The 20,761-nt window shown below is 36.9% G+C and carries 24 protein-coding genes and 1 pseudogene; 24 read left to right on the top strand and 1 reads right to left on the bottom strand.

Features of this window, described 5'->3' with window-relative positions:
- Positions 1-112 precede the first annotated feature (112 nt).
- From RCG21_RS20500 to RCG21_RS20395, 22 genes and pseudogenes are all read left to right on the top strand, one after another.
- Complete coding sequence (locus RCG21_RS20500) at positions 113-529, top strand: helical membrane plugin domain-containing protein (RefSeq protein ID WP_133334892.1); 417 nt, start codon at positions 113-115, stop codon at positions 527-529.
- 31 nt (positions 530-560) lie between these two features.
- Positions 561-1,739, top strand: coding sequence for an NAD(P)/FAD-dependent oxidoreductase (locus RCG21_RS20495; protein WP_133334894.1), 1,179 nt, complete (start codon positions 561-563; stop codon positions 1,737-1,739).
- A 390-nt stretch (positions 1,740-2,129) separates the two neighbouring features.
- On the top strand, positions 2,130-2,810 hold the full coding sequence (locus tag RCG21_RS20490) for a hypothetical protein (protein WP_133334896.1): 681 nt from the start codon (positions 2,130-2,132) through the stop codon (positions 2,808-2,810).
- Between the two features lie 172 nt (positions 2,811-2,982).
- On the top strand, positions 2,983-3,345 hold the full coding sequence (locus tag RCG21_RS20485; protein WP_308913719.1) for a DUF1835 domain-containing protein: 363 nt from the start codon (positions 2,983-2,985) through the stop codon (positions 3,343-3,345).
- 41 nt (positions 3,346-3,386) lie between these two features.
- Positions 3,387-3,899, top strand: a complete 513-nt coding sequence (locus RCG21_RS20480; protein ID WP_308913718.1) for a hypothetical protein — start codon at positions 3,387-3,389, stop codon at positions 3,897-3,899.
- A 152-nt stretch (positions 3,900-4,051) separates the two neighbouring features.
- A complete protein-coding gene (locus RCG21_RS20475) occupies positions 4,052-4,894 on the top strand; it encodes an aldo/keto reductase (RefSeq protein ID WP_308913717.1) in 843 nt (280 codons plus the stop codon).
- A 233-nt stretch (positions 4,895-5,127) separates the two neighbouring features.
- Entirely contained in the window at positions 5,128-6,027 is a 900-nt protein-coding gene (locus RCG21_RS20470) for a LysR family transcriptional regulator (protein ID WP_308913716.1), read from the top strand.
- A gap of 176 nt (positions 6,028-6,203) precedes the next feature.
- On the top strand, positions 6,204-6,539 hold the full coding sequence (locus tag RCG21_RS20465) for a hypothetical protein (protein WP_133334905.1): 336 nt from the start codon (positions 6,204-6,206) through the stop codon (positions 6,537-6,539).
- Positions 6,540-6,717: 178 nt separating this feature from the next.
- Positions 6,718-7,733: pseudogene (locus RCG21_RS20460) on the top strand (LLM class flavin-dependent oxidoreductase).
- Between the two features lie 98 nt (positions 7,734-7,831).
- Positions 7,832-9,169, top strand: coding sequence for an LLM class flavin-dependent oxidoreductase (locus tag RCG21_RS20455; RefSeq protein ID WP_133334909.1), 1,338 nt, complete (start codon positions 7,832-7,834; stop codon positions 9,167-9,169).
- Between the two features lie 119 nt (positions 9,170-9,288).
- Positions 9,289-10,047 (top strand): alpha/beta hydrolase, encoded by a 759-nt coding sequence (locus tag RCG21_RS20450; protein ID WP_133334911.1) that lies wholly within the window; start codon positions 9,289-9,291, stop codon positions 10,045-10,047.
- 310 nt (positions 10,048-10,357) lie between these two features.
- Positions 10,358-10,636, top strand: coding sequence for a glutaredoxin family protein (locus RCG21_RS20445; RefSeq protein WP_133334913.1), 279 nt, complete (start codon positions 10,358-10,360; stop codon positions 10,634-10,636).
- A gap of 110 nt (positions 10,637-10,746) precedes the next feature.
- Positions 10,747-11,562, top strand: a complete 816-nt coding sequence (locus tag RCG21_RS20440; protein WP_133334915.1) for a transporter substrate-binding domain-containing protein — start codon at positions 10,747-10,749, stop codon at positions 11,560-11,562.
- Positions 11,563-11,597: 35 nt separating this feature from the next.
- A complete protein-coding gene (locus RCG21_RS20435) occupies positions 11,598-12,305 on the top strand; it encodes an amino acid ABC transporter permease (RefSeq protein WP_133334917.1) in 708 nt (235 codons plus the stop codon).
- A 16-nt stretch (positions 12,306-12,321) separates the two neighbouring features.
- A complete protein-coding gene (locus tag RCG21_RS20430; RefSeq protein ID WP_133334919.1) occupies positions 12,322-13,032 on the top strand; it encodes an amino acid ABC transporter permease in 711 nt (236 codons plus the stop codon).
- Entirely contained in the window at positions 13,029-13,799 is a 771-nt protein-coding gene (locus tag RCG21_RS20425) for an amino acid ABC transporter ATP-binding protein (RefSeq protein WP_133334921.1), read from the top strand. Before RCG21_RS20430 ends, RCG21_RS20425 begins: the two co-directional genes overlap by 4 nt.
- Before the next feature lie 29 nt (positions 13,800-13,828).
- On the top strand, positions 13,829-14,338 hold the full coding sequence (locus RCG21_RS20420; protein WP_133334923.1) for a GNAT family N-acetyltransferase: 510 nt from the start codon (positions 13,829-13,831) through the stop codon (positions 14,336-14,338).
- 19 nt (positions 14,339-14,357) lie between these two features.
- On the top strand, positions 14,358-15,503 hold the full coding sequence (locus RCG21_RS20415) for an amidohydrolase (RefSeq protein WP_133334925.1): 1,146 nt from the start codon (positions 14,358-14,360) through the stop codon (positions 15,501-15,503).
- 74 nt (positions 15,504-15,577) lie between these two features.
- Positions 15,578-15,784, top strand: a complete 207-nt coding sequence (locus RCG21_RS20410) for a Fur-regulated basic protein FbpA (RefSeq protein WP_133334927.1) — start codon at positions 15,578-15,580, stop codon at positions 15,782-15,784.
- Between the two features lie 38 nt (positions 15,785-15,822).
- Complete coding sequence (ssuE, locus tag RCG21_RS20405; RefSeq protein ID WP_133334929.1) at positions 15,823-16,383, top strand: NADPH-dependent FMN reductase; 561 nt, start codon at positions 15,823-15,825, stop codon at positions 16,381-16,383.
- A 233-nt stretch (positions 16,384-16,616) separates the two neighbouring features.
- Positions 16,617-17,243 carry a hypothetical protein gene (locus RCG21_RS20400; protein WP_133334931.1) on the top strand — a complete coding sequence of 209 codons (627 nt, stop codon included), beginning with the start codon at positions 16,617-16,619 and terminating at the stop codon, positions 17,241-17,243.
- A 38-nt stretch (positions 17,244-17,281) separates the two neighbouring features.
- Entirely contained in the window at positions 17,282-17,668 is a 387-nt protein-coding gene (locus RCG21_RS20395; protein WP_133334933.1) for a VOC family protein, read from the top strand.
- 365 nt (positions 17,669-18,033) lie between these two features.
- Here RCG21_RS20395 and RCG21_RS20390 read toward each other — a convergent pair whose 3' ends face one another.
- Positions 18,034-18,597, bottom strand: a complete 564-nt coding sequence (locus RCG21_RS20390; protein WP_133334935.1) for a hypothetical protein — start codon at positions 18,595-18,597, stop codon at positions 18,034-18,036.
- A 303-nt stretch (positions 18,598-18,900) separates the two neighbouring features.
- Here RCG21_RS20390 and RCG21_RS20385 point away from each other — a divergent pair, with 303 nt between their 5' ends.
- Positions 18,901-19,890, top strand: coding sequence for a LacI family DNA-binding transcriptional regulator (locus RCG21_RS20385; protein WP_133334937.1), 990 nt, complete (start codon positions 18,901-18,903; stop codon positions 19,888-19,890).
- Positions 19,883-20,761 carry a ribokinase gene (rbsK, locus tag RCG21_RS20380; RefSeq protein WP_133334939.1) on the top strand — a complete coding sequence of 293 codons (879 nt, stop codon included), beginning with the start codon at positions 19,883-19,885 and terminating at the stop codon, positions 20,759-20,761. Before RCG21_RS20385 ends, rbsK begins: the two co-directional genes overlap by 8 nt.

Raw genomic sequence — 20,761 nt, 5'->3', positions numbered from 1 at the left:
TATAGTATTAATTATGAATGAATCATACCAGCAGATGAAAAGGCAGGTTCATAGGGATATAGAGTTGTTTCATAGTATTCCAAACAGCCGCCTAACGAAAGGGGAATTCGCTATGATAGATGTTATGGAAAAACCTGTAGAAACGAAACAAGAACGACTCGATGTGCTTGATCAGTTATTAAACCCAGAGGTTCAGGAATCTTTGACTACATTAGTTGAACAGCTTCCAAAATTGACTGAACTTGTGAATTTATTAACGAAGTCCTATGATTTTGCTCAGTCCGTTGCAACAGATGAGATATTAAAAAATGATACAGTTGGAGCCATTAAAGAAATTGCAGAACCCGTGAAAGATTCAGTGAAAAATCTTGCTGCGACTGTTATTGAAGCGAAAGACCGTGCGGAAGAAAGCAACGAAGTGATCGGCCTATTTGGAATTTTAAAAATGTTGAAAGACCCACAAGCACAGAAGCTTTTCCGTTTCTTTAATGCTTTCCTAGAAGTTTCTGCAGAACGTTCAACTAAATAATTTTAATTACACTACGGACGGGGGAAATACTATGTCAAAAAAAATCGTCATTTTAGGGGCCGGTTATGGCGGACTATTGGCTGCAATCAATATTCGTAAATACTTAAATAAGGACCAAGCAGAAGTTACGGTAGTAAATCAGTTCCCTACACACCAAATCATTACAGAACTACACCGTTTAGCAGCTGGGAGTGTTGCTGAGCAGGCAGTGGCCATGCCATTAGCAAAGCTTTTTAAAGGAAAAGATATTGATCTTCGAATCGCAAAGGTTGAGTCTTTTTCCGTAGATAAAAAAGAAGTTAAACTTTCAGATGGTGCCTATCTAACATATGATGCGTTAGTTGTGGCGTTAGGAAGTAAAACTGCTTACTTTGGTATTCCAGGATTAGAAGAAAACAGTATGGTTTTAAAATCTGCAGATGATGCCAATAAAATTTATCAACATATCGAAGAACGTATTAGTGAATATGCTAAAACGAAAAATGAAGCTGATGCAACCATTCTTATTGGCGGCGGTGGCTTAACCGGTGTTGAACTTGTTGGTGAAATTGCCGATATGATGCCAAAGCTTGCTAGAAACTATGGAGTGAATCCGAAAGAAGTGAAATTACTTCTTGTTGAAGCAGGTCCGAAAATTTTACCAGTGTTACCGGATCCATTAATTGAACGCGCAACTGCAAGTCTTGAATCTCGTGGTGTTCAATTCTTAACAGGTCTGCCTGTTACGAATGTAGAAGGCAATGTAATTGATTTAAAAGATGGACAAAAGATTGTTGCCAATACATTTGTTTGGACTGGCGGAGTACAAGGTAATCCTCTAGTTGGTGAATCGGGTCTTGAAGTGAATCGCGGACGTGCAACAGTTAACGAATATCTTCAATCAACTTCCCATAAAGAAGTATTTGTTGTAGGGGATAGTGCTGTTGTCTTTGGCCCAGAAGGCCGTCCATACCCACCAACTGCACAAATTGCTTGGCAAATGGGTGAACAAACTGGATACAATGTGTATGCATTCTTGGAAGATAAATCCTTTAAAGAGTTTTCTCAGATTAACTCAGGGACACTTGCAAGCTTAGGACGTAAAGATGCTGTTGCCACCATTGGCGCTAATGCTATTCCACTTAAAGGGCTGCCAGCTTCTTTAATGAAAGAAGCAAGTAATGTAAGATACTTGTCACACATTAAAGCATTGTTCAGTTTAGCATATTAATTTTGATGGTTTTACAGCTCTAAAGTAATAAAGCAAAAAGGTTGCAATCTACAACTTTTTAGGACTATAATAACAATGGCTTTCTTAAAGGATAAACCACAGTGTCCCGACAACACTGTGGTTTTCTTTTTTTAGTTTCCTCTAAAGCCCGAATTAAAAATGGATAGGTAAATTGGCAGAACAGCTAAATAAAACAGGATAATCCTCTTGGAATATAGAATATAGTATAAATATGTAATATTAACCAATACAATTTTTAGAATGTGATAGTGAAAAATTTCATGGCATTACTTTTTTAAAGTGGATTGATTAAACATATAGGATTTAGGATTAGAATATGAATGGGATAAATGAAAAATTGGAATTCTTTATACTTGATTAGGAGGTCCTATGAAACAAAGTAAATATTCCATTGCAGATTACTGGAGAAATAAGATAAGACTAGATGAGGAGTTATGGGGTTGCCTTTTTGAGAACCAACCTATAACACAGAATTCGGTGATTATTAATCCGGTAATCCTTAACTCTTATAGTGACCAATCGGAAAACGCTTGGGCTGTTTATCCCAATCCACAAAGTGTCTTCGGATTTTTAAAATTTATCTATCTTCCTACAGCCTTTATAGGGTTAATAAATCCGGAAATGGAGTATCAATATTATTTTGAAGAAGACCTTGGAGAGCTTTTGGACGAATTGAAGGATGAATACCCTGATAAAATAAAATTATTAACTAAAATGGAAGAAATATATTTTGCGTTAAATAATAGTTGGGATGATCACAGTCATTTATGCCTAGAGAAAATAAAACAATGGTCAAGAAGTTTTAATGAGGCCTGGCTGAAATTAAATGGAACCGCATTATCCTTTCATGTTTTTAGCTCGCCTGAAGAGGCTGCAAAATTTATTATCCAAGTTTACGAAGAAGACTTGGGTATCGATTTTCTAGAAAATGATCTTGGTATCACCAAAAATGATTTATTAAGCATCACAGGTCAAGAAATCTTTCAAAATGCATTTATGAAAAGGCGTTTTACTGACATATTAACCAATCGATTAAAAGTTGCTTTTTGATACGGAAAGAAAAGAAACATGGGGTCCGACCCCCTGCGGATAAAAGCGTTCGCACCGGGGGAGTGACCCCATGTTTTCTATTTCTTGCTATACAAAAGAAGAATATCCAATTTATTTAAGTAAGGTATTGTAGGTAGAAAGAAAATAGTCAGGAAAAAGATGAGGTAATCTTATGATTCATATTGTAAATGGCGATGTAGTTGGTAATAAAATTAAACAAATAGAGGGTGACATCCTGGTTTGGAGAGAAATGTATGACTTTGGTCCCTTAAATTTAACCTGGTCAAAAGAAGAGCAAATAAAAAAACGTGCTCATTTTTTTGAAGAAAAACTTGAAATTCCATCAGAATTTTTTATTCAAAATTGTCAAAATCAAGATCGTATATTGAATGGGATAGCGAAATCAGAGGAGGTTATTCTCTGGTTTGAGCATGACCGATTTGACCAAACCATGCTCATGTACTTACTAACAGAATTATCTACTAAAGGCTGCGAAAATATTTCATTGATAAGTATTGATCAGTATCCTGTATAACACCTTTTTATGGATTAGGGCAATTATCATCAGGGCAATTATTGGGACTGCTTGATAGTAGAAAAAAGATAACAACTGAACAAATCCATGAGGCGACCACTGGATGGACTGCCTATAACTCCACTGAGAATGAGGATATTGAAAAATGGATTTTATCTAAAAACCATACCCTACCGTTTCTCCTTCGGGTACTTCAAGATCATAAAAGTTATTTTCCCTCTATTCAAACCGGCTTAAATGAGGTTGAATATTTAGCACTATCCTTCCTTCGTGAAGATGGATGTTTATTTTATGATTTGTGTTCTCACATTATGGAAGAGAGAATTAATGATGGTTTAAGTAACTTGCATTTGGCAGCTATTTTAAAAGAATTAATGAAAGGACCGTATCCGTTGCTTAAAGGTAACATTCCTTTGCCAAATTATTCTCACCCTGCTTCCAATCCAATGTTGGAATTAACCTCCTATGGGTTAGATGTATTAAATGGGGCCCAAAATCGAATTGAGCTGGTTGGGATTGATTGGTGGGTAGGGGGAGTATATTTACATACCTGACAGTTCAAGGTTCTGCCACTAGAGCAGCATCGGGGTCACACCCATCTTTTCAGATATCGCCAAAAAACGGTCTATTTACAGAAAACTTAAAACTGTGAAAATAATCCATAATTATGGTAATCTTAATTTACTAAAAACTAGGGAGTGACTCGTTGGTGAAAACTATTCCAGAGATTCTATTAAATGATGGGCTTACTTTGCCTGTGATTGGATTAGGTACATATAAACTTAAGGGGAATGAAGGAGTCAATTCTATCCTATCTGCAATCAATCAAGGCTATCGATTAATTGACTCTGCATATAATTATGAAAATGAAGGAACTGTCGGTGAAGCCGTTAGACGCAGTTCTATTCCGAGAGAAGACTTAAGAATTACATCCAAATTACCTGGCCGTTATCAAGCCTATGACAAGGCGGTTACGACCATTCAGGAATCACTATATCGCGCTAATCTTGACTATTATGATTTATATCTTATTCATTGGCCTAATCCGAAACAGGAACTATACGTGGAGGCATGGCAGGCATTGATTGATGCAAAAAAATCGGGACTTATTCGTTCGATTGGTGTTTGTAATTTCTTGCCTGAACATTTGGAGCGTTTGGAAAAAGAAACGGGCGTAAAGCCAAGCGTCAATCAAATCGAATTACATACATTTTTCAATCAAGCCGCTCAACTTAAATGGCATGAAGAGAATAATATTTATACAGAATCTTGGAGTCCACTAGCTCGGGCAAATGAAGTCTTACATAATGAAACACTTCAAAAGATTGCTGGCGGTCATAACAAATCTATTTCTCAAATAATTTTACGCTGGCATTATCAGCTCGGGGCCATATCCATTCCTAAGTCTGCATCTTCTGAGCGGCAACTTGAAAATATATCGATATTTGACTTCTCCTTGAATGAAACCGAGATGTCGATGATTTCTGAATTAACCCGTCCAGATGGGAGAATAAACAATCAAGATCCTGCAGTATATGAAGAATTTTAAGCCAGAGAAAGAGTGTTTAAAATTTTATCCAATTCACACTTTACTTATTGGATTAATTGGAGTAGAATTTAGAAAATCATAAATATTGGAAATCTGCCGATTGGTCTCCCAAAGGCTCCTAAACGTATTACACGTAGAGGAGCCTTTTTTACATTTTGTGAACGCAGCAAACCCTTATAGGATTAGTTAACAACAATGCTATTCAAAAAAAATCAAGAGAGGGGTTGGAGAAAGTGAACATTGATCATCTGGAAGCTTTTATGTATGTAGTACATTTGGATAGTATACATAAAGCAGCTGAAGCATTGTATTTATCTCAGCCAACCGTAACAGCAAGAATCAAAACATTAGAACGTGATCTTGGTATCGAATTATTTATAAGAAAGGGAAGGAGTTTGACATTATCAGATGAAGGAAAAGCATTTATCCCCTATGCTGAGCAAATTATCAATACCTATAGTGAGGGGAAAAAACGTTTGAAGAGGGAAGAAAATCCTGAAGAAATTGTCATTGGGGCAAATATGATTACTTCCCAATATTTTATACCATTTGCTCTCCCTTTCATAAAGAAGGAAAATCCTGCATTGCGATTTAAATTTATATCCGCACCAAACGAAGTATTGCTCGATAAACTTCTTCAAAACCAACTGGATATCGCCTTTATGAAGGATGTTAATCATCGTGGTATTCAAAAGCATGAGCTCCTAAATAATTCTGTCCGGTTGGTTGTTTATCCAGGACACTGTTTTCAATTTCAAGAAAATATATCTGTTCAACAATTAGCCATGGAGCCATTGGTATTTTTTGAATGCGGCGCTTTTGACTGGAATCGGGTTCATAAATTGTTTGAAGTGGCAAATGTTGAACCAAATATCGAATTTTTAGTTGACCATCTTGAGGTAGCGAAATCGTTTATTCTTAACAAAAATGCCATTGGATTTTTACCTTACCTCTGTATTAAGGAAGACCTTGAAAATGGCAATTTAATTGAAATAGATGTTTCTCATATTCTTCAAATCAATCAACGTATTTTTGCGACTCATTTGAAAAATGGTTATCAGTATTCCAAGTTATGGAATGATATTCTTTTATCTGTTAAAGAATTTGAGAAGAAAAATATGATGGTTTATTAATTAAATTTTCTAAAGTGAAGATTAAATTTTTCAATCAGTTAATCTATTGCCCTTTCAATCTTTTCGGTGGTAGGATAAATTTCAATCATAACTTTTAATATAAAAAAAGGAAAAGCATTGTTTTAATTCCTAGTATTCTGGTTTGTATTGTTGTGTATAAAAGGAGGATGTTAAATATGCAAACACAAAAGAATAAGAGTTCAGCTGGTTTTTTTTCAAAAACAAATCAATCAAAATTTTTTGAAACAAGTCAATATCTTAATCTGCCTGATTTACAGTTTTTTATTTGGTGTAATCAAAAGTATAAGGTGAATAGGGGAGTCTATAATACGATAGATCAATGGTTTTATGAGTACGGCATTGTTAATATTCATTATCGGAGGATTCAGCTTTTGGCATTCTTGGATTTTCTCAAAGATAAGATTCTCGAAAAAGATAAGCAGAAGTTTATCCGATTCGGTCATGGCGGACTTGCCAAAAGTCTGAATGAATTTATTAATGATTTACGTTAAAAAATGAAAATCTCTATGAATCGTTCTTTTCTTTATAAAATTTTTTAATTAAGATTAAATATTTTCCTATCAATGAAAGTATTGCCAGTTAAATATTTTCAGTGTTAGGATAAACATCAGCAAATAAAACATACTTTTTCAATGTGATAAGTCAGAATAAAAATGGAGGAATTTATAAATGGGCTATAACCTTAGTATTTTAGATCAAAGTCCGATTTTTCCTGAAGCACAGCTTCTACTGCGTTACAAAATACAGTTCTGCTGGCTCAAAAAGCAGAAGAATGGGGGTATACACGTTTTTGGGTATCAGAGCATCACAATACAGATCAATTGGCTGGCTCCTCACCTGAAGTACTAATTTCCTACTTATTGGCACGGACGAACACGATTCAGGTTGGGTCAGGTGGAGTCATGCTTCAGCATTATAGTCCTTATAAGGTAGCTGAAAACTTTCATGTTTTATCCAATTTGGCACCTGGAAGGGTAAATCTTGGGGTTGGGAAAGCCCCAGGCGGACTTCCGTTATCCACAAAGGCGCTGCAGTATGGAACTGTTAATGATGGTAAGGATTTTACAGAACGGCTGATTTTTTTATCGGAATTAATTCACAATTCGATTGATGACTATCATCCTCTTGCAGGAATTCAAGCAACACCAATTCCTCAGGAAAAACCAGAAATTTTCCTTCTTGGAGCAAGTGCAAACAGTGCACAGCTTGCCGCTGATTTGGGGATATCATTTGTTTTTGCTAAATTTATCAATAGTGATGCACGAGTACTGGAAAAAGCTGCAAATCTATATCGAGAAGGCTTTCCACATGGAAGATTTATCATTTCATTAGCCGTTATTGCTACACCTACTCAGACAGAAGCAGAACAATTGGCAGGGGACAGAAAAATAGTCAAAGTACATCTTCAGAGCGGAAGAATGGTTACGGTACAATCCATTGTGCAAGCAGAGGTTTTCGGAAAGCAATCCGGTGAATCATATGAAATCACTGAACAAGAAGCAGATATTATTGCGGGTACACCTCGTTTTGTAAAGGAAGTTTTAAACCATCTCCACAAAACTTATCAGGTGGATGAATTTATTTTACATACACCAATTGAACAAGAAGTAGAAAGATTTCAATCATTTCGGCTGTTGAGTCCCTTTAATAATGCAAATACATTTGTCCAGCCGATAAGAAGGTAAGATTGACAATGGAGAGTTCATATATTTTTTTAAACCAAATACCAACTATCCAGGTAGGAATAATAAATAATTTAGAAGGCGAAAGGAAGGAAAGTGCGATGGCAAAGAAAAGACAATTAAAATTGGGAACGATCATTCATGGTGTGGGAGGGAATATTGCGGCTTGGAGACATCCAGAGGTATTAACTAATGCCAGTGTGAATTTTGAATTTTATAAGGAGCAAGCCCGAAAATCGGAGAAGGCAAAATTTGATTTTGTTTTTATTGCGGATGGCTTGCATATAAACGAAAAATCATTGCCTCATTTCTTGAATCGATTTGAACCGCTTACGATTCTATCAGCACTGGCCGCTGTCACTTCACGAATTGGCCTTGCTGGTACTGTATCGACATCATATAGTGAACCGTTTACTATCGCACGGCAATTTTCCTCCCTTGATCATATTAGTCATGGCAGGGCAGGCTGGAATGTTGTAACTTCCCCATTAGAGAAAACAGCCTTAAACTTTAGCAAAACTATTGAAGAGCATCCAAATCATTCAAAAAGATACCGAATCGCCTCTGAATACCTGGATGTAGCAAAAGGATTATGGGATTCATGGGAAGATGATGCATTTATACGTGATAAAAAATCAGGTGAATTTTTTGATCCTGAAAAACTGCATCAATTAAATCACAAAGGAGAATTTTTCTCAGTACAAGGACCGTTAAATATTGGCAGATCGAAGCAAGGGAGACCCATTATCTTTCAAGCTGGGTCTTCTGAAGATGGGAAAAACCTTGCTGCTAAAGATGCTGATGCTATTTTCACTGGTCAAGAAACGTTGGACGATGCACAAAAATTCTATCAAGACGTCAAACGCAGGACTGCTGAATATGGTAGAAATCCGGAACACATTCTAATTTTGCCAGGAATCGAGCCGATTGTTGGTAAAACAGAGGAAGAAGCTGAACAGAAATATCAAGAGATTGCTAATTTAGTATCGATTGAACAGGCATTGAACTATTTAGGACGCTTTTTTGAACATCACGATTTTTCACAGTATCCACTCGATGAACCCTTTCCAGAAATCGGTGATTTGGGTTCAAACAGTTTCAAAAGTGGTACAGATCGAATTAAGCAGGAAGCGAAAGAAAAAAACCTAACCCTTCGGCAGGTAGCACTTAGGGCGGCCACACCAAGAACTCCGTTTATCGGGACACCAGAAAAAGTGGCAAACCTAATCCAAGAGTGGTTTGAAGGGTATGGGGCAGATGGTTTTATTATTCACTTCAATCTTCCAAGCAACATAACGGGATTCATTGATCATGTAGTCCCGATTCTGCAGGATCGTGGTTTGTTCCGTACAGAATATGAATCTGACACATTGCGGGGAAATCTTGGACTCCCATTCCCGGATAACCGTTATGCACAATCTATAGTGAAAAATGGATAAATGTGTTTTTATAATAAAAATATATAGCTTTATCATTAATCGTATTTTATACTTTTTTTATACTATTAATTCATACTTATTAAATAGGATTAGTTGGACATAAAAAGGGGTAGATATTGATGAAAGAAAAGTTTCCAATTATTAAGGGGGCAGAAAATTTTAAATTCAAGGGTAACAAAATTGGGATTCTCATTTCACATGGTTTCGTTGGTACACCGCAAAGCGTCCGTTACCTAGGTGAAAGACTGGATGAATTTGGGTATTCTGTTTTGGGTCCTAGATTAAAAGGGCATGGAACCCATTATGCAGATTTGGAGAAATGCACGCATGAAGAATGGTTTGAGTCATTGGAAAAGGGTTATCAAGAATTAAAACAGGAATGTAGAGATGTTTTTGTATTGGGCCAGTCAATGGGTGGTACACTATCGCTTTGGCTTGCTCATAAATATAAGGAAATAAAAGGGATTATCTTAGTTAATCCTGCTTTGACTCTTCCTTCTTTTGAACAATTCAGAGGAAAAGAATTACCCCGTTATGTTAGTGAGGGAAATCCTGACATAAAAACAAGGGATGCTTACGAAATCACGTATTCAAAAGTTCCAATTAAAGCCATTCATCAACTGCAAACACTTATGGACATAACGCCTGCCATATTACCAGACCTACATTGTCCTGTTCTGGGAATGAAGTCTGCAGTAGATCATGTCGTACCACCGGAAAATACGGATTATATTATTGACCACATAGGGTCAACAGAAAAGGAAATGATTGTGCTGCCAAATTCCTATCATGTAGCATCATTGGATTATGACAAGGACGTAATTGTAGAAGGGTGCCATCGTTTCGTTCAACAACAAGTAAGTCACCGTGTGGTATAGCTTTGGATTAATGAATTACCTATTCTTCTGATAGTTTTTATGAATGAAAACAATATATTTTTCTATCAGGTAACCTGTAGAATTACTCTTCTTTACGTGTTAGGATAAAGCACAAGATTAAAAATAATTCATATTAAATAACTCGGAATTAAAAAGGAGGATTCTAGAATCAGCAGATCATGACACCAACTGAACAATTTAAGAATTTATGCCGGCTAGACAACTAGAGGCTCTCTATTTAAGATGAAAAATCTTTAATGGGGAGCCTTTTTTGTTAATAAAAAATGAAATCTGATAGGGAGGAATAAAAATGGGAAAAGAATTATCTGTAGTGGTTTGGGCGAAAGAAGGTTGTCACTATTGTGGAGAGGTAAAACAATATTTACAGGATAAAGGAATTAAATACAAAACCATTGATGTTACGAATCATGATGAACGACGTGATATTTTAGAGATCAAGTATGGAGTTCGTCATGTACCAGTTGTTGAAGTTGGCCAAAATGAAGTGTATGAGGGAGTAACAAAAGTAGGAATCGAATATTTAGAAAAAGTTCTTGAGAAAGTTAAGAAGCGTAAAATTTCGGTATAATTCCGACAAAAATCATATGTTTAATAGTTCAATGCCTGGGAATTAGTATTTATACAACAATCCTGGAGCTAGTTGACGGATTAGGAATTTAAGGATGGGTGGATTTCGAGATGAAGAAAACAATTGCTATATTTATGACTTTACTGCTGGTTCTAATGCTTGGGGCATGCTCCTCACAAGAAACGAAAACAACTTCGAAAGTTAGCTCCAAATCGAAAGTACAAAAAATAATCGTAGGAACAGGGACACAATTTCCGAATGTCTGCTTTATTGAAAAGAATGGAAAGTTAACTGGATATGATGTGGAATTAGTTCGAAAAATTGATGAAAAGTTGCCTGAATATCAATTTGAGTTTAAAACAATGGAATTCTCTAATCTCTTGCTAAGCCTTGAGACGAACAAAATTGATTTTATCGCGCACCAAATGGAAGTGAATAAAGAAAGACAGGAGAAGTTTCTTTTTAACAAAGAACCCTATAATATTTTTCCTCTTAATGTAACAGTTCATAAAGATAATAATGAGATTCATTCTATTAAGGATTTAAAAGGAAAAAAGGTAATCGTGAGTCCGACTAGTAACTCAGCAGTATTTATCGAAAATTATAACAAGGAACATAATGCTGGCATACAAATTGTTTATGCAGGGAATGGGCCGGATTCTACCATTAATCAAATAAAAACAGGCAGAGCAGATGCCACTATTACAACACCATTTTCAGTCGATTTTAATAATAAGGCAGTTGATGCTCAGCAAAAAGTAGTCGGTGAACCGCTCTTAAATTCAAAAGTTTATTTTCTTCTAAGAAAAGATGAAACACCACTGCAAAAGAGAATTGACGAAGCGCTTGTTGAATTGAAAAAAGAAGGGGTAGTTAGCGAATTAAGTAAAAAATGGTTAGGAGCGGACTACACTGTAAACTTTTAAATAAAGGGAAGTTAGTGTTTGGAGGTTGTCAAAAAATGGGGAAAGCATTTGATCCTTTATTAATTATCGAGTTTTTACCAACCCTCTTGCATTACCTAGGGGTAACGCTTCAGATCTTAGCGGCATCTATTTTACTGGGACTAATCTTCGGTGTAGCAGCCGCTATACCGAGGCTGTTTAAAATTCCTTTATTGAATCAATTAGTGATTCTATATGTTTCGTTTATTCGCGGGACACCGATATTAATCCAATTATTCCTAGTATTTTATGGTCTCCCTGCTGTTCTTATGGTTTTCCATCTTGATATTTCTAAGATGGAGGCCATCTATTTTGTCATAATTACTTATGCAATTAGTAATGGAGCAGGATTTTCAGAAATTTTTCGGGGAGCGATACGCGCCGTTGATAAAGGACAGACGGAAGCAGCCTATTCAGTTGGAATGACCAGCACTCAGAACTTCTTTCGAATCGTTTTACCACAGGCTATACGGATTGCTTTTCCGAATATAGCAAACTCAGTTATTGGTTCATTAAAGGATACTTCACTTGCCTTTACCATTGGTGTGATGGATATGGTGGGCAGAGGTGATACGCTTATTTCAGCAACTGCGCATGCCCTGGAGGTATATATTTCCCTCTCGATTATCTATTATGCAGTTGTTCTACTATTTGAGAAGATATTTAAAATACTAGAAAAATATTTCAATCGTTATCAGAAAGCTGATTTATCAGTTGCTGCATAAAAAGGGGGAGATTTAAATGACAATTGATATTCCTTTTATTTGGATCGCTTTTAAAGAAATTATTAAGTCTCTTCCCATTACGCTCATTTTAACAATTGTCCCCTTATTGGTTGGTTTTTTAATCGGAATGGGTGTTGCACTAGTAAGGATTTATAAAACAAGGTTTGTATACCAGGCTGCTAATGGGTATGTTTCCTTTTTTAGAGGGACCCCTATTATGATGCATATTATGGTCATTTATTATGGAAATCCATTACTAGTGGACCAAGTATCGTCAAGATTTGATTTAAATATCCAATCCAGTAAGATTCCAATTGTTTTGTTTGTTTTAATCGCCTTGTCGTTAGCAGCAGGTGCCTATTTATCAGAAATTATCCGCTCAGGGATTATCAGTGTTTCAACAGGTCAATTGGAAGCAGCTTACTCAGTAGGGATGACTAAGCTTCAAGCAATGGTTCGGATTGTACTTCCACAGGCGTTGGCACAGTCAGTTCCCAATTTTACAAATATTTTTGTTGGGTTTTTACACACCTCGTCTATAGCCTTTCTCGTATCAGAAAAAGAATTGACAGGAGCTGCCAATATTGTCGCCTCCACTAATTTGAAATTTTTAGAGGCCTTTATCGCAGCAGGAATGATCTATTGGGGACTCACGATTATGGTGGAAGGCATTTCATTTTTACTTGAAAAACGGGTGACATTGTATAGTCGAGGAGGCGTGTCATGATTATTTTAAAAGAAATAAAAAAATCGTTTAATAAATTGCCTGTGTTAAAAGGCATTAATCTCAAAATAAACCGTGGAGAGGTGGTTACGATTCTCGGACCAAGTGGTTCAGGGAAAACCACTTTACTACGATGCTTAAATTTTTTAGAAAGGCCCGAAGCAGGTATTTTTCAAATGGGCAATATTCAGGTTGATGCTGAAAAGGTTACGAAAAAAGAAATTTTATCTATAAGACAACAAACAGCAATGGTTTTTCAACATTATAATTTATTTGCCCATAAAACAGTGTTAGAAAACGTAATGGAAGGCTTAGTTGTTGCAAAAAAAGTAAAGAAAAAGGATGCAAAAATGGTAAGTGAACAAGTGCTTGCAAAAGTCGGTCTCAGTGATAAGTTACATTACTATCCGTCTCAACTATCAGGGGGACAGCAACAGAGAGTAGGAATTGCAAGAGCATTGGCATTAAATCCTGAGGTTATTCTTTTTGATGAGCCAACGTCGGCATTAGATCCCGAATTAGTTGGGGAAGTGCTTTCAGTAATTAAAGAAATTGCACAAGAGGGGATTACGATGGTGGTCGTTACACATGAAATGAGTTTTGCTAAAGAGGTGTCTGATCGTGTTTTGTTTATGGATGGAGGAGTAATAGTCGAGGAAGGCACCCCATTGGAGATTTTCCTTGCACCAAAGGAAGAACGGACGCGACGATTCCTACAAAGAATATCGGGAGAATCATTTTTTACTCCCTTAAAAGAGCGGGTGAATTAGTTCATTTTTAAGAAAGGGTGTTATATGTTGTGATTGATCAAATTGTTATAAAAGAATTACTAGAAGAAGAAAAAGAGGCAGTACGGCAATTATTGGTCGAAAGTTATCAACAGTACAAGTATGAATATAATAATGCTCGAGTTTGGGAGGAGTACCTAACTAATATAAAGGCATCTGTGGATAATCCTGAAGTAGAAAAAATCTTAATTGCTAAAAGTAATGACAATATTCTTGGTACCTTACAGCTATTTCTGTCCTCAGAAAAGGCCTATCAAAGACCAGAGTTACAGATTTTCTCACCGATTATCCGGCTATTGGCTGTTCACCCGGAAGCAAGGGGACGCGGCATAGCACAAGAATTATTAAAAGCTGGTCTTCAATTCGCAAAGTCTCAAGGAGCAAACAAATTGTATTTGCACACAGGTGATAAAATGCAAAAAGCGATTCGATTATATAAATGGTTTGGTTTTAAACGAGATCAAACGAAAGAATTTTATAATAATGATATTTTAGTAAAATGCTATCGTTATGATTTATAAGAAGGGATAAATATTTACTATGAATCAGCAGGAATTAGAGACATTCTTAATATCGATTCGTCGTCATTTGCATCAATTCCCTGAATTATCGAACCAGGAATTTGAAACCTCTAAGTCTATTGAAAAGTGGCTAAAGGAACTAGATATCCCGATTCGAAAAACAACCTTGAAGACAGGTGTTTTTGCTGACATAAAAGGTGGAAAACCAGGGCCAATTGTGGCAATTCGTGCGGATATTGATGCATTGCCAATTGAAGAAAAAACAGGACTACCTTATGCTTCTAAGATAAAAGGAGTCATGCATGCCTGTGGCCATGATTTTCATACTGCTGCCCTTGTTGGTGCTGCTTATCTTCTTAAGAAGAACCAGTCAAATCTAAATGGCACAGTTCGACTCATTTTTCAACCAGCAGAGGAATTAGGGGGAGGGGCAAAGCATGTGATTGAGGATGGGCAGTTGGAGGAAGTGGAGGCGATTATTGGACTTCACAATAAACCTGGGCTTCCTGTAGGTACTATTGGTATAAAAGAAGGACCATTAATGGCAGCAGTCGATCGTTTTCAAATCATTCTCCATGGTAAAGGAAGTCATGCCGCACTTCCGCAGAATGGGAAAGACCCGATAGTTGCTGCAGCTCAGCTTATTACAGCCATTCAGACGATTGTCAGCCGGAATGTATCCCCGCTTCAAAGTGCTGTAGTGAGTGTGACGAAAATAATTGGAGGCAGTACATGGAATGTTATTCCAGGGAACATCAGCTTGGAGGGTACCGTTCGAACCTTTGACCCTATTATACGAGAAGAGGTAAAAACAAGGCTTTACACGATTGTAAATGCGATTGCTGCAGCTTTTTCTCAAGAAGCTGAGATTAATTGGTTTTCTGGTCCACCGCCATTAGTAAATCATACATCGGTGACAGAGATTGTTTCAACGGCTGCTAAGGAACAATCTTTGAACGTCATCCATCCAGAGTCATCCACGGCAGGTGAAGATTTTTCTTATTATCTGCTGGACATCCCAGGGACCTTTGCCTTTTTTGGTACAAATGGACAGGAAGATTGGCACCATCCTGAATTCACGGTTGATGAAACATCAATTATAAAGGCAGCTTATTTTTTATATGGAAGTGCAAGAGAATTATTAGATCTTCAGATTGCTAGATAATTTTTTAATACAGCGTAGGATCCAAACGAAAAAGTTTCATTTATAGGCTATTTATATAAATAGGGGTGATTCGGATGGGGGATATTCTTCGGGATGCTGTGGAAAAAAAGCGCAAGCAATTAATCGAAAAGCTAATTGCTTTTAATGTATATAAGAGTGAAGATAAACATCTTTTTGAGTTATCTCTTACGGAATTAGAAACCGAATATAGAACTTTCAAATCTCAACAACACCCCCATGGTAATTTGGGATCCATAAAATTTTCGAATAAGAAAAAATAATAAATCGAGAATTTAATAGAAGAAAGGGCGGTTGAATCATGAGCAATATTACCATTATTTCAGGGAGTCCCTCTGAGAAAACAAGATTAAATGGAGTTTTCCAAGAGGTTTTAACTTATTTTCAAGCAAGTGGGTATACTCCCGAAATCATAAATGTACGCGAGCTTCCACCAGAAGCATTAATTCATGCAAAATTTAATGGTGAAGAAATTTTAGATGCTAATAAGAAGGTAGAGGATTCAAATATTATAGTTATTTTGACCCCTGTTTATAAAGCATCTTTTTCAGGTGTGTTAAAAACTTACATGGATCTCTTGCCACAAAATAGTCTGGAGGATAAGACCATTTTACCCATTGCTGTTGGTGGCACTTTTGGGCATCTATTAATGATTGACTATGCCCTGAAACCTGTACTTACAACGTTGGGAGCAACCCACATCTTAAAAGGAGTATATGTTTTAGATAATCAAGTAAAGAAAATAAGCGATAATCGTTATGAATTAGATTCAGATGCCAAGAATCGGATAAATACTTCACTAAATTCACTAAATTTCAATAATCCCTCATTATTTACTATTGGTAATGACATAACTATTTAATAATGTATGTACACACCCATTTTTTTTGGTAATGAGTTAGCCTGGCAATATCTTCACTTTTCATACTCCTAAAATAAAAAATGGGATAGCAGAGGCTGTCCCATTTTTTATTTTAGGAGTGACCATTGCATCTTATCACCTAATCGGATGATATAATAAACTTAGAACATTCATGTAAGTTGAAAGTGATTGCTTACCATTAGGAAGAATTTTAATAGAGTTGGTGATTCATTATGAATGAAGCGAAACAATATGTCTGGTATGCGAGCTATGGATCAAATCTTAATTCTGATCGATTTTTATGTTATATCAAAGGAGGAAGTCCTGAAGGGTCTACTAGAGTGGAGTCAGGATGTAGAGACCGTTCCCTGCCAATTGATGTGTCGGCTTTTACTATACCCTATCCTCTTTATTTTGCAAAAAAGGCAGCAGGCTGGGATTTCCAGGGTGTTGCCTTTATCGGTTTAAAACAAGATCCCGCTAACATGACCTATAGCACGAAATATCTTGTCACGACTGAACAATTTTTGGATATCGTAAGCCAAGAAAATGGAGGAATTGAATTTGATATTGATCTGAATGAAGTAATCGAGAACAGTTCGACTACTTTTCGATCATCTTGGTACGGAAATATTGTTTACCTTGGCGAGGATAAGGGTTATCCGATTTTCACTTTTACGGCTCCGTGGAATCTAGACGAAGTGGAATGGGAGAAACCTTCGCAATCATATTTATCCACCATTATAAAAGGCCTGCGAAGTAATTATTCAAATAAGGAGATCTACGATTACATCCAAAATAAACCGGGCATAAAGGGTTTATATACTGGAGAAGAATTAATGAGTATTGTTTTTAAATAAGTCAAGGGGTCTGAACTCATAATAAGGGGAAATAGGCAATGATTAGTAAAATGGAACATGTGGCGATAATTGTTACGGATATGGATCGGTCGATTCAGTTTTACTCTGAGATTTTTGGATTTAAGGTTCGCCTTCGGGGAAGTAATCCGAATCGGGAAATGGCTTTTATCTATCTAGAATCGCAACTGGATATGGAGATTGAATTGATCCGTGATCTTAAATTTTTAGGAGAATATAGTGATAAGGGGATTGTTAATCATCTTGCCTTCACAGTAACAAATATTGATGAGACGATTCAGTATTTAAAGAAAAAGGGAATCGAGTTTCCTGCTGATGGAGTCAAACCAACACTTGAAGGCGGTCGAATGATATTGTTCCCTGGCCCAGATCAGGAACTTCTACAGCTTGTTGAGCGAGCAAAATAAACGATTTTTTAAATAAAGGCTATGTTAAAGAACAATGTTGATTTTTAAACAAAGTTGATTGGAGCGGAAGGCACGAAGACTCCTGTGGGAGTACGGGGTAGGGGAGACCCCACAGGAGCAAAGCGACGAGGAGGCTCCCCAGACCGCCCACGGAAAGCGAAGTGCCTGGAGCGGAAATCAACAACCAAGTTTAACAGAGCCTAAATAAAAGAGGAGCCATTTCGTTATCGAAGGGGCTCCTCTTTTATTTTTCCTTTACCATAATTTGTTTACATACTTTATCCCATTTTTCAAGTAAAAAAAGAATCCAATCGGGTCCATAAAATAGTATTGGCTTGGCGTATCAAACAGCCATTCCTACTTTGTTATTCAGCTTCTTGTTCTGTCGCCGATGAATCCATTTCAGTTGAAGGATTAATAAGAATGCCATTAATTTCATCTCTTAATACATCTCTGAACACAAAGGCTGCAACTTCATTAAAATTATTATAGAGGTCGGATATGTCGTCGTTAAAAAATTGAATGACACTCTTTGTGAATACAGGATACACCGAAGGAGTATCTGGAGAAAAAAGTTTTGTTTCAGCAAATTTAAAATAGCGATTTGAAGATAATGCATCATCAAATAAATCGACAAGACCCTCCGCAGTAAAGTTACGTCCATATGGTCTGACGATGGATTTATCATAAATCACGATTGCATTCACCGTGATATTTCCTAATTCTTTTTGCAGGTTTAGAATCGTCGCCAATGCCCGAGCTTTTTTCCGACTGCTAAAAACAATGATAGGGATTAAATATCCTCCATCTTGTGGAAACTCAATTAAGTTAAGCACCTGCACCATGGGATCATTGCCAATTGAATATTTAAGCTCATTAAAATAAGTATACTGAGGTGGGCTTAACTGAGGCAAATCTGATTGTGTCATTTGTATTCCTCCTTTTCATTCATTCGTATTGTATGAGACGGGTATTTTTCTGAAACGGACAAATAACTATTTTTAAGAATTTTTATGGTTATTTCTCCCTAAGGTACAAATGTAGGGCCTGACACTCAGCGGAGTAAAACCATTTGTACCAGGGGGCTGACCCCATGCTTTAATCTTATTCAATAATGGGCAAATTAATGGTGATCTGAAAGATATCATCTTAAAAGAATTTCTTTATTGCATATATATTTTTTCTGTGCTAATCTAGATGTGTAATCGGTTACATATAAGAGGTGAAACATAATGGCTACAATACGAGATGTCGCGAAAAAAGCTGGAGTATCTGTAGCGACGGTTTCAAGAGCCTTAAATGATAAAGGTTATATCCATGAAGATACGAGAAAGCTTGTAGAGAAAGCAATTCAAGAATTAAATTACAAACCAAATGAAGTTGCCCGTTCTCTCTATAAGAAAAAATCCAGATTAATCGGCCTATTGCTTCCGGATATTCGAAATCCTTTCTTTCCAGAGCTTGCACGAGGGGTTGAGGACGAGATGCAGGAACATGGTTTACGGCTGATCATTGGAAACGCTGATGAAAAGCCGAAGAAAGAAATTGATTATATTGACACCTTTAAACAAAATAATGTAATCGGTATCATATCCGCAACCAACCAGACAGAAACAAGTCATTATGAAAACTTGGATTTTCCAGTTGTTTTTCTGGATCGGACAGCTAATGAGCATCCATCCGTTTATGCAGATGGCTTGGCTGGCGGGAAAATAGCCGCACAAGAAATGATAAAAAGAGGAAGCAAGCGGATTACGTTGCTTCGGGGACCGATTGAATTAAGGACAGCACAAGACAGGTTTAAAGGTGCAATCAATGAGATTTGTAACTATAATGTTAATTTTAACGTGATGACTACGGCTTCTTTTACCTTTGACGATGCTGAAAAAATCGCGAAAGAATTATTTGAAAAATTTCCGGAGACAGACGGAGTGATTGCCAGTAATGATCTTGGTGCAGCAGCTATTTTGCATGAGGCGTTAAGAAGAGGGATTTCTGTTCCGGACGAACTGCAAATTATCGGATATGATGACATCCCGCTCAGCAGCTTACTGTACCCGGCTTTGTCGACGATTCGCCAGCCTGCCTATGATATGGGAAGAGAAGCAGCAAAATTATTGATTCAAATCATAGACGATGAAAAATTGGAACATAAAAATATTCAATTGCCTGTTACATTTATTGAAAGGCAAACAACAAGAAAGGTTGAAGAAAATGGCTAAAATAACCGTAATTGGAAGTTCATCAATGGATTTAGTTGTTACAGCCCCAAGACGTCCCAATAAGGGGGAAACGATTCTTGGTGAATCTTTTAAAACTGTGCCTGGCGGCAAAGGGGCCAACCAGGCAGTCGCTGCTGCAAGGTTAGGAGCAGAGGTTTATATGGTTGGATGTGTTGGTGGCGATGCATTTGGAAAAACGATTCTTGATAATTTTAAAGAAAATGGCGTTTCTACCACTTATGTGGAACCGGTTACACATTCGGAAAGTGGAACAGCTCATATTACTCTTGCTGATGGTGACAACAGCATTATTGTTGTGAAGGGTGCAAACAATTATGTAACACCTGATTTTGTGGAAAATGCGCTTGATGTAATTCGTATATCAGATATTGTCTTGATTCAGCAAGAGATTCCTGAAGATACGGTTAAATATGTTAGCGAAAAATGTCATGAATTCGGTGTTCCTCTATTGTTGAATCCTGCACCGGCAAGGCCGATCAGTAAGGGAGTTATTGAGAACGCAGCTTACATTACACCGAATGAATCGGAGGCTGCGATTTTATTTGAAAATCAGGACATTCATGTAGTATTAGCGCAATATCCAAACAAAGTGTTTATCACAGAAGGTAAAAATGGCGTTCGCTTTCACGATGGTGAAAAAGAGGTAGTGGTTCCATCATTTCCGGTAGAAGCCGTTGATACGACAGGTGCAGGTGATACGTTCAATGCTGCCTTTGCCGTGGCATTAGCGGAAGGAAATAGCTTTGAGAAAAGTGTCCGTTTTGCCAACCGTGCTGCCTCGCTGTCGGTGACCAAATTTGGTGCGCAGGGCGGTATGCCGACTAGAAAAGAAGTAGAGGAGAGTGTATAA

The organism is Bacillus salipaludis, from assembly GCF_030938565.1.
Classification (GTDB): domain Bacteria; phylum Bacillota; class Bacilli; order Bacillales; family Cytobacillaceae; genus Neobacillus; species Neobacillus salipaludis_A.
This window is presented reverse-complemented; position numbering and strand designations above follow the sequence as displayed.

Coding starts and splice junctions, on each gene's coding strand:
- RCG21_RS20500 (WP_133334892.1), top strand. CDS start 113: ATGATAGATGTTATGGAAAAACCTGTAGAAACGAAACAAGAACGACTC.
- RCG21_RS20495 (WP_133334894.1), top strand. CDS start 561: ATGTCAAAAAAAATCGTCATTTTAGGGGCCGGTTATGGCGGACTATTG.
- RCG21_RS20490 (WP_133334896.1), top strand. CDS start 2,130: ATGAAACAAAGTAAATATTCCATTGCAGATTACTGGAGAAATAAGATA.
- RCG21_RS20485 (WP_308913719.1), top strand. CDS start 2,983: ATGATTCATATTGTAAATGGCGATGTAGTTGGTAATAAAATTAAACAA.
- RCG21_RS20465 (WP_133334905.1), top strand. CDS start 6,204: ATGCAAACACAAAAGAATAAGAGTTCAGCTGGTTTTTTTTCAAAAACA.
- RCG21_RS20455 (WP_133334909.1), top strand. CDS start 7,832: ATGGCAAAGAAAAGACAATTAAAATTGGGAACGATCATTCATGGTGTG.
- RCG21_RS20450 (WP_133334911.1), top strand. CDS start 9,289: ATGAAAGAAAAGTTTCCAATTATTAAGGGGGCAGAAAATTTTAAATTC.
- RCG21_RS20445 (WP_133334913.1), top strand. CDS start 10,358: ATGGGAAAAGAATTATCTGTAGTGGTTTGGGCGAAAGAAGGTTGTCAC.
- RCG21_RS20440 (WP_133334915.1), top strand. CDS start 10,747: ATGAAGAAAACAATTGCTATATTTATGACTTTACTGCTGGTTCTAATG.
- RCG21_RS20435 (WP_133334917.1), top strand. CDS start 11,598: ATGGGGAAAGCATTTGATCCTTTATTAATTATCGAGTTTTTACCAACC.
- RCG21_RS20430 (WP_133334919.1), top strand. CDS start 12,322: ATGACAATTGATATTCCTTTTATTTGGATCGCTTTTAAAGAAATTATT.
- RCG21_RS20425 (WP_133334921.1), top strand. CDS start 13,029: ATGATTATTTTAAAAGAAATAAAAAAATCGTTTAATAAATTGCCTGTG.
- RCG21_RS20415 (WP_133334925.1), top strand. CDS start 14,358: ATGAATCAGCAGGAATTAGAGACATTCTTAATATCGATTCGTCGTCAT.
- RCG21_RS20410 (WP_133334927.1), top strand. CDS start 15,578: ATGGGGGATATTCTTCGGGATGCTGTGGAAAAAAAGCGCAAGCAATTA.
- ssuE (WP_133334929.1), top strand. CDS start 15,823: ATGAGCAATATTACCATTATTTCAGGGAGTCCCTCTGAGAAAACAAGA.
- RCG21_RS20400 (WP_133334931.1), top strand. CDS start 16,617: ATGAATGAAGCGAAACAATATGTCTGGTATGCGAGCTATGGATCAAAT.
- RCG21_RS20395 (WP_133334933.1), top strand. CDS start 17,282: ATGATTAGTAAAATGGAACATGTGGCGATAATTGTTACGGATATGGAT.
- RCG21_RS20390 (WP_133334935.1), bottom strand. CDS start 18,597: ATGACACAATCAGATTTGCCTCAGTTAAGCCCACCTCAGTATACTTAT.
- RCG21_RS20385 (WP_133334937.1), top strand. CDS start 18,901: ATGGCTACAATACGAGATGTCGCGAAAAAAGCTGGAGTATCTGTAGCG.
- rbsK (WP_133334939.1), top strand. CDS start 19,883: ATGGCTAAAATAACCGTAATTGGAAGTTCATCAATGGATTTAGTTGTT.